At 60.2% G+C, this 13229-nt stretch carries 10 protein-coding genes and 1 tRNA gene; 4 read left to right on the top strand and 7 right to left on the bottom strand.

Annotated elements, in window-relative coordinates:
* Positions 1–56: 56 nt before the first annotated feature.
* The 4 genes from nadA to C6382_RS20835 form a co-directional block, all read right to left on the bottom strand.
* On the bottom strand, positions 57–1115 hold the full coding sequence (nadA, locus tag C6382_RS20850) for a quinolinate synthase NadA (protein WP_107026219.1): 1059 nt from the start codon (positions 1113–1115) through the stop codon (positions 57–59).
* 236 nt (positions 1116–1351) lie between these two features.
* A complete protein-coding gene (locus C6382_RS20845) occupies positions 1352–2851 on the bottom strand; it encodes a YdgA family protein (RefSeq protein WP_107026218.1) in 1500 nt (499 codons plus the stop codon).
* A 52-nt stretch (positions 2852–2903) separates the two neighbouring features.
* A complete protein-coding gene (locus C6382_RS20840; protein ID WP_107026217.1) occupies positions 2904–3773 on the bottom strand; it encodes an oxaloacetate decarboxylase in 870 nt (289 codons plus the stop codon).
* Positions 3774–3865: 92 nt separating this feature from the next.
* A complete protein-coding gene (locus tag C6382_RS20835; RefSeq protein WP_107026216.1) occupies positions 3866–4777 on the bottom strand; it encodes a helix-turn-helix domain-containing protein in 912 nt (303 codons plus the stop codon).
* Positions 4778–4950: 173 nt separating this feature from the next.
* On the opposite strand from C6382_RS20835, the gene C6382_RS20830 reads away from it, so the two are divergent.
* Genes C6382_RS20830 through C6382_RS20820 form a run of 3 tightly spaced genes read left to right on the top strand, consistent with a single transcriptional unit; the run spans position 4951 to position 8757 of the window.
* Positions 4951–6309, top strand: coding sequence for a glutamine synthetase family protein (locus tag C6382_RS20830; protein WP_107026215.1), 1359 nt, complete (start codon positions 4951–4953; stop codon positions 6307–6309).
* A gap of 49 nt (positions 6310–6358) precedes the next feature.
* Positions 6359–7447 (top strand): polyamine ABC transporter substrate-binding protein, encoded by a 1089-nt coding sequence (locus C6382_RS20825; RefSeq protein ID WP_107026214.1) that lies wholly within the window; start codon positions 6359–6361, stop codon positions 7445–7447.
* Between the two features lie 14 nt (positions 7448–7461).
* Entirely contained in the window at positions 7462–8757 is a 1296-nt protein-coding gene (locus C6382_RS20820; RefSeq protein ID WP_107026213.1) for an FAD-binding oxidoreductase, read from the top strand.
* A gap of 333 nt (positions 8758–9090) precedes the next feature.
* On the opposite strand, the gene C6382_RS20810 is transcribed toward C6382_RS20820, so the two are convergent.
* A complete protein-coding gene (locus tag C6382_RS20810; protein ID WP_107026212.1) occupies positions 9091–9777 on the bottom strand; it encodes a peptidoglycan DD-metalloendopeptidase family protein in 687 nt (228 codons plus the stop codon).
* A 277-nt stretch (positions 9778–10054) separates the two neighbouring features.
* On the opposite strand from C6382_RS20810, the gene C6382_RS20805 reads away from it, so the two are divergent.
* Positions 10055–12268 carry a TonB-dependent siderophore receptor gene (locus C6382_RS20805; RefSeq protein WP_107026211.1) on the top strand — a complete coding sequence of 738 codons (2214 nt, stop codon included), beginning with the start codon at positions 10055–10057 and terminating at the stop codon, positions 12266–12268.
* 136 nt (positions 12269–12404) lie between these two features.
* Here C6382_RS20805 and C6382_RS20800 read toward each other — a convergent pair.
* Together C6382_RS20800 and queC are read right to left on the bottom strand one after the other, a co-directional pair.
* Positions 12405–12480: transfer RNA gene (locus tag C6382_RS20800), tRNA-Lys, on the bottom strand.
* Between the two features lie 61 nt (positions 12481–12541).
* On the bottom strand, positions 12542–13216 hold the full coding sequence (gene queC / locus C6382_RS20795; RefSeq protein ID WP_107026210.1) for a 7-cyano-7-deazaguanine synthase QueC: 675 nt from the start codon (positions 13214–13216) through the stop codon (positions 12542–12544).
* Between the last annotated feature and the right edge of the window lie 13 nt (positions 13217–13229).

Here is a 13229-nt window from a genome sequence, read left to right as displayed (position 1 = left end):
TCCCACCGGGGGTTAGGTGATCCCTATGGGAGCGGGCTTGCCCCGCGATAGATCCCTCAAGCGTTACCCGACAACTTCATCCGCGCCGCCTGGGTAAAATCGAGCATGCGCTTGAGCGGCTTGATCGCCTGGGGAATCAGCGCAGGTTCGACGAATATCTCGTTGCTGCCCTCACGCAGGCACTGCAGGGTGCGCTCCAAGGTGTTCATGGCCATCCACGGGCAATGGGCGCAGCTACGGCAGGCCGCCCCGTTACCGGCCGTTGGCGCCTCGATGAAGACCTTGTCCGGGCACAGCTGCTGCATCTTGTAGAAGATACCGCGGTCAGTAGCGACGATGAAGGTCTTGTTCGGCAGGGTTTGCGCCGCAGCAATAAGCTGACTGGTAGAGCCGACGGCATCCGCCAGATCAATCACTGCTTCCGGCGACTCCGGGTGCACCAGGATCGCGGCATCGGGGTACAAGGCCTTCATATCGGCCAACTGCCGCGACTTGAACTCTTCATGGACGATGCAGGCGCCATCCCAGAGCAGCATGTCAGCGCCGGTCTGTTTCTGGATGTAACGGCCCAAGTGCTGGTCCGGGCCCCAGATGATGGTTTCGCCGTTGTCCATCAGGCTCTCGACGATTTCCAGCGCGCAGCTGGAGGTCACCACCCAGTCGGCACGGGCTTTGACCGCCGCCGAGGTGTTGGCATAAACCACCACGGTGCGTTCCGGGTGTTTGTCGCAGAACGCCGAAAACTCTTCGACCGGGCAACCCAGGTCAAGCGAACAGGTCGCTTCCAGGGTCGGCATCAGTACGCGCTTTTCCGGGTTGAGGATTTTTGCCGTCTCGCCCATGAAGCGCACGCCGGCGACGATCACTGTGCTGGCTGGGTGCTTGTTGCCGAAACGGGCCATTTCCAGCGAGTCGGACACGCAGCCGCCGGTTTCCTCGGCCAGTGCCTGGATCACTGGATCACAGTAGTAATGGGCAACCAGCACCGCATTCTGCGCCTTGAGCTCGGCGGCGATGGCGGCGCGGTAGTCAGCCTCTTGCTCGGGTGTCAGCGGCTTGGGCTGCTTGGCATCGAGGTGGGCTTGGACCAAAAGGCGTTCGGAAATATGGGTCATGATCGCTGGACCTGCAGGCGCTTGAGCGCGTAAGTCGAGTGTATCACCGAGCCCTGGCAAATCGGTTGCCGGCTCTGCAGGCAAAGCGCTGAACGGCATTGCAGGCAGAACCAAAGACCTTCTGCGGCCTCGGGTTTTATAGGATGCCGAAGGCTACAGATAATCGGATGAATTCAAAAGGTTTTTTTAGTGAAACAAGCCCCGGAACGACTGACTTGTCGCCCCGGGGCAAGCCATCAGCCTTCGGTCGGGCGCATGGCGCCAAGGTTGGCCATGATCAGGCTGGCAAACTGCTCGACGGTCATTTTCTGGCCATTGAAGTCGATCATGCCGTCGGCGTAGTGCACGCTCGCCAGGATGTCGTTGCCCTGCACCGTGGCCATCTGGCTCTGCACGGCCATCATGCCGACCATTTCCCCGGTTTGCGACGCTTGCTGGGCAAGCACCTGCGCGTCGCTCTGGCCCTGCAGGCGGGCCTGCAAGGTTGCCAGGTCGCCAATCATGGGTTTGGACAACTGCAGTGTGCTTTGCACCTGGGTGATCATCTGTTTGTACAGTTCAGCCGATGGCAGCTCCAGGGAAGACGGCTTGCCCAGATCGACACTCAGCTTGAAGTGACTTTCCCCATTGGCAGTCTTGAACGAGAAGTCCTCCAGGGCAATCTGCGGCTTCGCGGCCAGTAGTTGCTGGACATTGGCGCTGACCTGGGCTTTTTCTGCCTCGGTCATCGGCAAGGACGGCAAAACCTGACCTTGCGCTGCTGCTGCCTCGAACTCCGGCAGACGGCTCTGGTACCAGGCAAGCAAGGTCTGCATGGCTGGCATATCAATGTTCTTCATGTTCCAGACCATTGCACTGGAACCTACCGGCTGGCCATCAAAGTTGATGTCGCCAACTTTGTAGACAATGCTCCCGCCAAACTGATCGCCATCCGCCCGGGACTCGCTGCGCTGCTCAAGTTGCTTCAACAACAGTACTTTCTGCTCCTCGCCGATACTCGCACTGACCTGGTCGAGCATCATGTCGGTGCGCCCGACATAGAAACCATAGGGTGTCTTGTTCAAGTCACCGACAAGGCTCAGGTTCTTGAGCTCTATCTTCAACCGCCCGCTTTGCTCATCGACATGGTTCAGGCTAAAGCTCGGCGCAGCACCACTGAACTTGATCTGCTCGCCATCGCGCGTGCCGCTGGCCTGAAGCACCAGACCGGAGAATTTGGTCGTGGCCCCACCCACCTCGGTCACTTGCATCGGCGGCATGGTCAGCGTGCCTTCTGTCGAGCCGTCGTAGCCCAGGCTGTTCTGCCCGAATACCGGCGGCACCTCACCGCTGGCGGCGAACCACTCGGCGGTGAACGCGTCCTTCTCCAAGGCGTAGTTGCTGGCCGCCATCACCGGCATGAGTTTCAACGCCTTGAGCCGACTCCAGGGCAGCGGGCCGTGCTCGATATGATCGACAAAACCCAGCTCGAAACTTCCCGACGCATCAGCGCCCTTAAGCTCTGTGACCTTGACCCGGTAATGCGCAGTACTGGAGAACAGGTGTGACTCCAGCGACGTCAGTTCCAGGGTCACTTTGCCGCTCAACCCCGACGACTGCTTGAGCTGAACATTGGCTTGCGCCATGGCCTGCTCGAGCACTTCAGGCAATTGCTTGCCGGTGTACCAGGCACCGGCCGTGCAGGCTGCAGCCACGGCAACTACCAGGCCTGAAAGTACACCTACTGTCTTCTTCATGAATTGTTCCGCTTGTCCATTTGTTGAGAGTTGTTGCTGCAAGGCCTGTGGCCTATTCGTTGACATCCATGTACTCACGGGCCCAGACGATGTAATCGCCAGGTACCGTGTAGGTATGGGTAAGTTCGGTAGCGCTCAGATCCGAGGCACTGCTGGTGATCCGCCGTTGTTCACGCAGGCAGTCGTAGGTGGCCTTGATCGCGGCAAAATAAGCGCCGTGGCCGTCTACGGCAATGCGTACACCCAGTTGCGCCAGGCGTGCATCGTCGTGCAACTGCGGGTTGCCGTAGGTCACCAGCATCAACGGCACACTCAGGTGTTCGGCGATCTGTTCGAGGTGTTCGAAGTCGCGGATGCCGACCATGCACAGTGCGTCGGCGCCGGCGTTCTGATAGGCCACGGTGCGGGCAATCACTTCTTCAACCGGGATCAACGCGGCGTTGGTCCGGGCGATGATCGACAGCTCCGGATCGACGCGCGCCTCCAGGGCCGCACGAATTTTGCCGACGCCCTCGGCAATGCTGATCAGGTCGGTGGACTTGCGCCCGAACTGGGCAGGCAGCAGGGTGTCTTCAATCGTCAGCGCGGCGATGCCGGCACGCTCCAGCTCGGTGACCGTGCGCATGACGTTCAAGGCATTGCCGTAGCCGTGGTCGGCGTCGGCAATCACCGGCAACTGCGCCACCCGGCCAATACGCGTGGCCTGCTCGGCGAACTCGCTAAGGGTAATCAGGGCGAAATCAGGCGCAGCCAGCACCTGCAGGGAAGCGACCGAACCACCCAGAATACCTACCTCGAAACCCAGATCGGCGGCGATACGCGCCGACATCGGGTCAAACACGGAAGCCGTGTGGTAACAGGCAGGGGAAGCAAGGAGTTGACGAAACGCGCGACGCAGGTCTTGGTGGGAGGCTCTTGGCATGGTCTTTCCAATCTATCGACTTCATTTATTCGACAGAACATACCACTGCTGGCCCTATGGCCGACAGCGTCAGATACCCGGCTTTTCACAGCTCAAGTGCGCTGCTGTGCTCGTTTCAGCGTTTCGCTGGGCAACTCTTTGAACAATTGCTGGTAGCTGCTGGAGAACCGCCCCAGATGCCAGAACGACCAATGCATGGCCACTTCGGCCACGGTACTGGCGCCCGCCCGCGCCCCCAGCAGCTCGCGACGCGCGCTGTTCAGGCGACGCAAACGCAACCAGTGCGCCGGGGTCATACCGGTAAAGGCCTTGAACGCCTGCTGCAGCTGGCGCAACGACACCCCGGCGACCTGTGCCAGTTCCAGCAAGTTGAGCGTTTCTTCCGGGCAGTCGGCGGCCCATTCGCCAACCCGGCGCATGATCATGCGCTCCTCGGTACGCCGCCACAGGCCGCTGCGGTCCAGGCGCACGCAGGCGTTGTCGAGAATGAACAGGCAGTCTTCAAGCAGTTGCTCGGCCAGCGCTTCACGGTTCGGCAGGTCGGTCTCCTGCCCCAGGCGCGTCAGGGTGCTGCTCAACCAGCGCCCGAACAGCGCGTTCTGCTCCGAATTGAGCGGCGCCATGAACAGCCCTTCGAGGCGGGCGATGTCCAGGCTGTGACGCTGGACGAACGCCGGGCCGAACACCACAGCCACTTCCTGGTAGTTCTCCGGAGTAATCCAGATGTTGCGGCTCTCGCCGTTGAGCAGGTACAGGCTGTTGTCGGTGCGATCGAAACAGAACGCCAGGGCACCCGCTGGCGCACTGAAGTTCTGCTCGACCCGGGTGTTCATGAATTCTTCATAGATCTCCACGCCCTGCAGGTCCAGACAACGCACCTGACCGGCAAAATGCCCAGGCGACATCTGCTGGTAATGCTGGGTCCAACTGGGCGTGGCACGCACTTGTTCGCCGACGTCGGCGGTGCTGAAAGCTTGTACCTGAAACGGATTTGCCGCTGTCATGAGCTGCTCTTTACGCACTCTTTTGGTGCGTTTTATCCTGCGAAAAGTGGATAGATGGATGTTCAAGGCTCACCCAAGATAGACCTCAACGCGCTGCAGGGGAAGTCGTCCAGACGGCATACCGGCCTTGATCGCTGGTCCTGGCGCGGAATAAAACCAATAACGAGGTCTTTATGAATGCCCCTTTCGATCAGCTGTCTGCGTGGCTGAAAGAACACAAGATTACCGAAGTCGAGTGCGTGGTCAGTGACCTGACCGGTATCGCCCGCGGCAAAATCGCACCCACCAACAAGTTCCTGCATGAGCGAGGCATGCGCCTGCCGGAAAGTGTGTTGTTGCAAACGGTAACCGGGGATTTCGTCGACGACGACATCTACTACGACCTGCTTGATCCGGCCGACATCGACATGATCTGCCGCCCGGACTCAGCTGCTGTATACGTGGTGCCGTGGGCTATCGAGCCGACCGCCATCGTCATCCACGACACCTTCGACAAGCAGGGCAACCCGATTGAACTGTCGCCACGCAACGTCCTGAAAAAAGTGCTCAAGCTGTATGCCGACAAGGGCTGGCAGCCGATCGTCGCGCCCGAGATGGAGTTCTACCTGACCCAGCGCTGCGAAGACCCGGACCTGCCTCTGCAGGCCCCGCTGGGCCGTTCAGGCCGCGCCGAAAGCGGTCGGCAGTCGTTCTCCATTGATGCCGCCAACGAATTCGACCCGCTGTTCGAAGACGTCTACGACTGGTGCGAAGCCCAGGGCCTGGACCTCGACACGCTGATCCACGAAGACGGCCCGGCGCAGATGGAGATCAACTTCCGCCACGGCGACGCCCTCGACCTGGCCGACCAGATCACCGTGTTCAAACGCACCATGCGTGAGGCAGCGCTCAAGCACAATGTCACCGCCACCTTCATGGCCAAGCCTGTGGGCGACGAACCCGGCAGCGCCATGCACCTGCACCAGAGCGTGGTCGACATCGCCACCGGCAAACCGATCTTCGTCAATGAAGATGGGCAGATGAGCGAGCTGTTCCTGCAGCACATCGGTGGTCTGCAGAAGTACATCCCCAAGGTGTTGCCAATGTTCGCCCCCAACGTCAACTCATTCCGCCGCTTCCTGCCCGACACCTCGGCGCCGGTGAACGTCGAGTGGGGTGAAGAGAACCGTACTGTGGGCCTGCGCGTGCCGACCTCGAGCCCCGAGGCCATGCGCGTGGAAAACCGCCTACCCGGCGCCGACGCCAACCCTTACCTGGCGATTGCCGCGAGCCTGCTGTGCGGCTACCTGGGCATGGTCGAAAAGATCAACCCCAGCGCGCCGGTGCAGGGCCGCGCCTATGAGCGGCGCAACCTGCGCCTGCCGATCACCATCGAAGACGCCTTGGCCAACATGGAAGACTGCCCGAGCGTCGAGCAGCACCTGGGCAGCAGGTTCGTGCGTGGCTATGTGGCGGTCAAGCGTGCCGAGCACGAAAACTTCAAGCGCGTGATCAGCTCGTGGGAGCGGGAGTTCTTGCTGCTCAGCGTCTGAGCCGTGCGGCGTAACAAACATCGATAAAACAATTCCAAGAGGTGTCGATATGCGTTCATTTAAAACAGTTGCAAGTGCAACCCTGGCGCTGCTGGTCAGCGCCGTGGCCCAGGCCCAGCCCAGTGTCAGCGTGTACAACTGGACCGACTATATCGGTGAAACCACCCTGGCGGATTTCCAGGGCAGCACCGGTATCAAGGTCATCTATGACGTGTTCGACTCCAACGAAACCCTGGAAGGCAAGTTGCTGGCCGGTCGCACCGGCTACGACGTGGTCGTGCCTTCCAACCACTTTCTCGCGCGCCAGGTCAAAGCTGGCGCGTTCCTGAAACTCGACCGCGAGCAATTGCCGAACTGGAAGAACCTCGACCCGGTGCTGCTCAAGGCCCTGGAAGAGAACGACGCCGGCAATCAGCATTCGGTACCCTACCTGTGGGGCACCAATGGCATCGGCTACAACGTCGACAAGGTCAAGCAGGTGCTGGGGATCGATCACATCGACTCATGGGCGGTGATGTTCGAACCGGAGAACCTCAAGAAGCTGAGCAAATGCGGTGTGTCCTTCATGGACTCGGCGGATGAACTGTTCCCGTCGATCCTCAACTACATGGGCATGGACCCGCGCAGCAACAGTGTCGAGGACTACAAAAAGGCCGAGGCCAAGCTGCTGACCCTGCGCCCGTACATCACCTACTTCCACTCCTCCAAGTACGTCTCGGACCTGGCCAACGGTGATATCTGCGTGGCCTTCGGCTACTCCGGCGATGTCTTCCAGGCGGCCAACCGCGCCAAGGAAGCCAACAACGGCGTCAACATTGCCTATGCCATTCCCAAGGAAGGCGCCAACCTGTGGTTCGATCTGCTGGCCATTCCCGCCGACGCCAGCAACCCGAAAGAAGCCTATGCCTTTGTTAACTACCTGCTCGACCCGCAAGTGATCGCCAAGGTCAGCGCCACCGTCGGTTACGCCAACGCCGTTCCACCGTCCCAGCAGTACATGGACGCCGATCTGGTCAACAACCCCGAGGTGTACCCGCCGCAAGCGGTGCTGGACAAACTGTATGTATCCAATACCCCAACCCCGCAGATCATGCGCGTAATGACCCGCTCCTGGAGCAAAGTGAAGTCGAACAAATGAACCAGGGAGCCTCTATGAATCCTGCTGCGCAACACGCCAGCTCCTACTACCGGGCATCGGTCGGTGAGATGCCTGAACACCCTGTGCTGAGCGCTGAGCTCAGTGCCGACGTGTGCGTGATCGGCGGCGGTTTTACCGGCGTCAATACTGCTATCGAACTGGCCCAGCGCGGTCTCTCGGTGATCCTTCTGGAAGCCCGGCGCATCGGCTGGGGCGCCAGCGGGCGCAACGGCGGTCAGCTGATTCGCGGTATCGGCCATGAGGTCGAAGGTTTTGCCCGCTACGTCGGCGAGGACGGGGTGAAATACCTGCAGCGTGCCGGCATCGAATCAGTCGAAGTGGTAGCCAAGCGCATCAACGAGCACAACATCGACTGCGACCTGCGCTGGGGCTTTTGCGAACTGGCCAATACCCCGGCCCAGTTCGCCGCCTTTCGCGCCGAGCAGGACAGCCTGGCAGCCTTGGACTACCGCCACGAAACCCAATTGGTTGGCCCTGGGCAGATGCACGAAGTGGTCGCCTCCTCGGCGTACGCTGGTGGCTTGATCGACCGTGGCTCGGGCCACTTGCATCCGCTCAACCTGGTACTGGGCGAAGCGCGTGTGGCAGCCTCTCTGGGTGTACGGATCTTTGAACACAGCCCGGTGCTGGAGATCAACCACGGTGCCACCGCACAGGTACGCTGCGCTCACGGCAGTGTACGAGCCGGCAGCCTGGTGCTGGCCTGCAACGCTCACCTGGAAGAGCTCGAGCCGCGCCTCAGCGGCAAAGTACTGCCCGCTGGCAGTTACATCATCACCACCGAACCCTTGTCAGCCGCGCAGGCCAAAGAACTGATCCCGCAGAACCTGGCGCTGTGCGACCAGAAAGTCGGCCTGGACTATTACCGGCTCACAGCAGACCGGCGCCTGCTGTTCGGCGGTGCCTGTCATTACTCCGGGCGCGACCCGCTGGATATCGCAGCGTACATGCGACCGAAGATGCTCAAGGTGTTCCCGCAACTGGCCGACACCCGCATCGAATTTCAGTGGGGCGGCAAGATCGGCATCACCGCCAATCGCTTTCCTCAGGTTGGCCGCCTGTCGCAACACCCCAACGTGTACTACGCCATGGGGTACTCCGGGCATGGCCTGAACGTCACCCACTGGACCGCACGCCTGCTGGCCGAGGCAATCGATGTTGGCCACAGCCAGGGCATGGATGTGTTCAGCGCCGTGCCGCACATGACTTTCCCCGGCGGCAAGGCCCTGCGCTCACCGCTGCTGGCCCTGGGCATGATGTGGTACCGGCTGCGCGAGGTACTGGGCTGAGCCTTGCGCCCCCGCCCTTCTCCAGGCTCTTGCCTGCGACTCAATTGCAGCTACTGTCAGCTAAGTTGCGGTTGCGCTGGGCAACGGGCACTGGAGGGTATGGTCAGCAAGCTCTGCTTGTCAGGCGCGCTGCTGCTGGTGTTGGCCGGCTGCAGCAGCATTGATGCACGCACTACCAAGTACGTCGGGGTTGCCCACTCAACCCCCACCAACGCCGCCAATGTCGAAGTGCTGCGCCGCTGTCGGCCTACGTCAGCGGACCGCTGTGGGACCGTGACATACATTCGGTCGAAGGACGCAAACTCAAAGGTATCGTGATCAAGTACCAGTAGTTCAGCCTTCGGCTGGCAGTACGCTCAGCGGATTTACCGGTTTGCCGTTCTGTCGAATCTCGAAGTACAGCTGCACGCGATCGGCATCCAGATCACCTGCTTCGGCGATCTTCTGGCCTTTGCTGACGGTTTGCCCCTCCTTGACCAGCAGCCTGCTGTTATGGCCGTAGACACTGGCGTGGGACGTGCCGTGCTGGAGGATGATCAGGTTGCCATAGCCGCGGATATTGGTTGCGAACGCCACCTTACCGCCGAGGCTAGCGAAAACCGCCTGTCCCTGCGTAGCGGCAATGCGAATGCCCTTGCTGAGTTTGTCGGCTGCGGAGTAACGGCCGATCACTGTGCCTTGCAGCGGCCACGCCCAACCGCGCAAGGTCACCTTGCTGACCACGGCAGTGGGCTTGCTCTTGCTGACAGTACTGGTCGCGGTTCTCGTCGTGGTTGTCGAACCAGTAAAACGGATAGTCTGGCCGACATTGACTGCGTAAGGCGGGCTGATCCCGTTGACACGCGCCAGCTCCTTGAAACTCCAGCCATGACGCGAGGCAATCGAATACAAAGTATCGCCGCGCTTGACCTTGTAGCCACCGTTCATGGCTTTGTTGGCGGAGACATGCGGGCTGGGGGTGTGGGAACTGCACGCCGATATCGCCAGTATTACGGCGATCAGAACAAACCTCAAAAACACACGACTTCCCTAATCCCGAAGACACCATTGGAGAGGCGGCTACTATAAATCAGTCTGAGCCTTTCCAGTACCTTGCCCGCAAGGCCTGACGACTATCTGACGACCAGATGGCTTTAGCCTTGCAAACCTCCCCCGCCGCCAACGCCCTCAGCAGCTTGTAACATTTACTTACATTTGAAGCATGTGAAAATGTTTCTCAAATGCGACAGAGTGCATATACGATTACCAATGATTCTCAATAACAAATAATTTTTTGTCTCATTAGGTCGCACTCAACATGCCAGGCTCGCCCTCCCTCACCCGTTCCTCCAGCCCCTTCATCGCTTCCGCCCTTGGCTTAGCCGTTGCGTCTTCAAGCAGTCTTGCGCTCGCCGAGCAATCGCAGCAAAAGCCCCTGCAACTGGACAACATCAACGTTGACGCCAAACCCGACAGCACCTACAAAACCGAGCACTCAGCATCGAGCAAAATCGCCACATCACTGCTCGATACCCCTCAGACCATCACTGTAGTGCCTGCCCAGGTGATTCAGGAGCAGCAAGCCCTGAGCCTTCGCCAAGTGCTGTCCAACGTCTCAGGCATCACCTTCAACGCTGGCGAAGGCGGCGGTGGCTCGGGTGACAGCATCAACATCCGTGGCTTCTCGGCCAACAGCAACATCCAGATTGACGGCTTGCGCGACAGCGCCCAGACCAATCGCACCGACACCTTCAATGTCGAGCAAGTCGAAGTGATCAAGGGGCCGAACTCGGTGTTCGGCGGTGCCGGTACTACCGGCGGCAGCATCAACATCATCAGCAAGCAGCCGCAGGATCGCGCCTTCACCCGCCTGGGTGGCAGTGTCGGTACCGACAACTACTACCGCATGACCCTGGACAGCAACCAGCCTCTGGAGGGCGTGGGTGATAACAGTGCGTTCCGGGTCAACCTCATGGGCCACCAGAACGATGTCGCCGGTCGCGAGGAAATTGATCGTGAGCGTTGGGGTATCGCCCCGTCCCTGCGCCTGGGGCTGAGCGAATCCACGCGCCTGACCCTGAGTGCGTTCCATCAGGTGGACGACAACCTGCCTGACTATGGGGTACCGGCCCTCGACGGCAAGAGATTGGGTGGCGTCGATCGCGAAGACTATTTCGGCTGGAAAAACCTTGATAAAGAAGAGATCGAGCAAAGCTCGCTCACAGCCAACTTCGAGCACGACTTCAACGACAACCTGCGCCTGCAGAACCTCACCCGCTATAGCCATATCGCCCGTGACACCACTGTGTCCGCCTCGCACGTCAACACCGAGGGTGTCCCCTCGGGCCGCTACCGTCCGGCAGGCCCACAGGGCTATGGCCGCGATGCGACCACCGAAATGTGGATCAACCAGACCAACCTGATCAGCAACTTCAATGTGCTGGGCATGCGCCATGACCTGGTCACTGGCGTGGAGGTCTCACGAGAAACCCTGGACCTGAAGACCTACAACCATGGCCTGGGCGCTACCTTGTACCCAAGCGACGGTTATGACTTGAGCAATCCGCCCGGCCACTGGTCTGGCCCGATCAACAAGGCCACCAGCGGCTACACCGAAACTGAACTGACCAACCAGGCACTCTATGTGTTCGACACCATCGCCCTGCACGAGCAATGGGACCTGAACCTGGGGCTGCGCTATGACAAGTTCAAAGGTGAATCTCAGGGCTACTCAGCAGCTCACGTCAAGACCTCCGACCTCGAATCCACCGACGAAAAACTCAGCGGCCGCGCGGGCCTGGTTTACAAACCGACAGAGAACGGACGTATCTACGTCGCCTGGGGCAACTCGTTCAACCCCTCCGCCGAAAACCTCGCCTCAAACGGCGGAGGCCTGACGGCTGCGACCGAAGACCTGGCGCCAGAGAAAAACGAGACCTGGGAACTGGGGACCAAATGGGAGCTGCTGGATAAGCGTCTGGAGCTGGATGCAGCGCTGTTCCGCGTGGAGAAGAGCAACGCCCGCGAAACCATGGCCGACGGCTCGACCCAACTGGCGGGTAAACAGCGCGTACAAGGCGTGGAAGTGGGTGTGACCGGTCACATCACTGAGCAATGGGATGTGTTCGCTAACTACACCTTCCTCGACAGTGAAACCCTTGAAGCCGCCGACACCGCCGCTGGCATCGCCCGTGAGGGCCAGGCGCTGGGCAACACGCCCCCGCGCTCGCTCAACCTCTGGACCACCTACGAGCTGCCCGCTGGCTGGACCCTGGGTTATGGCGCACGTTACGTCAGCGAGCGCAACGTGACCTCCAGTACCACCGCCAAGCTTGACGCCTACTGGTTGCACAACGCGATGGTCGGTTACCGGGTCAACGAGAACCTCGACCTGCAGCTGAACGTCAACAACCTGTTCGACAAAGACTACGTCGAACGTGTGCGTCAGCAGAACGGTACCGATGCTCGCTCTTCAGCCATCGAATATGGCGATGCCCGTTCGGCGATCCTCTCGGCTACCTACGCGTTCTAAGGTAAGAGCGAACTTGTCCCGCGATCGCGGTGTGTCAGTCACACCGCGCTCTAAGGCAAGCCCGGCCACTGAGTTCGACACACAAAACGAAAAAGCCCGCGACCTTTGCAGGACGCGGGCTTTGACTTACAGCGTATGGTGGGTCGTGTAGGATTCGAACCTACGACCAATTGGTTAAAAGCCAACTGCTCTACCAACTGAGCTAACGACCCGTTGGATGGCGCGTATAATACTGATTTCTAACAGGAAATCAACACCCCATCGCAAAATAATTTAAAAATATCGTGTCGGGTCTTCTACACCCGCTGCCTTGAAGCCGTCGGCACGCAGGCGGCAGCTGTCGCATTTACCGCAGGCACGGCCTTCATCGTCGGCCTGATAGCAGGAAACCGTCAGGCTGTAGTCCACGCCACGGGCAATACCGGCCTGGACGATTTGTGCCTTGCTCAGGTTCTGCAGGGGGGCCTGGATGCGGAAACCCCGGCCCTCGACCCCGGCCTTGGTAGCCAGGTTGGCCATGCGCTCGAACGCTTCGACAAATTCCGGACGGCAATCCGGATAACCCGAATAGTCCACGGCGTTGACGCCGATGAAAATATCCCGCGCCTCCAGCACCTCTGCCCAGCCCAGGGCCAGGGACAGGAACACGGTATTGCGCGCCGGCACGTAAGTGACCGGGATGCCCTCGGTCGGTGCCTCTGGCACGTCGATGCTGGCGTCGGTCAGGGCCGACCCGCCAATGCCGTCCAGGTTCAAGCCGATCACCTTGTGCTCGACCACACCCAGGTCACGGGCGACCCGCGCAGCGGCGTTCAGCTCAGCACGATGGCGCTGGCCGTAGTCGAAACTCATGGTGTAGCACTGGTAGCCTTCGGCCTTGGCCATGGCCACCACGGTAGCCGAGTCGAGGCCCCCGGAAAGCAGAATTACCGCACGTTTGTCAGTCATTGCATCGCGCTCC

Origin of the sequence: Pseudomonas sp. BBP2017 (assembly GCF_003024385.1) — a bacterium.
Classification (GTDB): domain Bacteria; phylum Pseudomonadota; class Gammaproteobacteria; order Pseudomonadales; family Pseudomonadaceae; genus Aquipseudomonas.
Note: the sequence above shows the minus strand (reverse complement) of the source record. Positions and strands in the feature narration are given on the sequence as shown.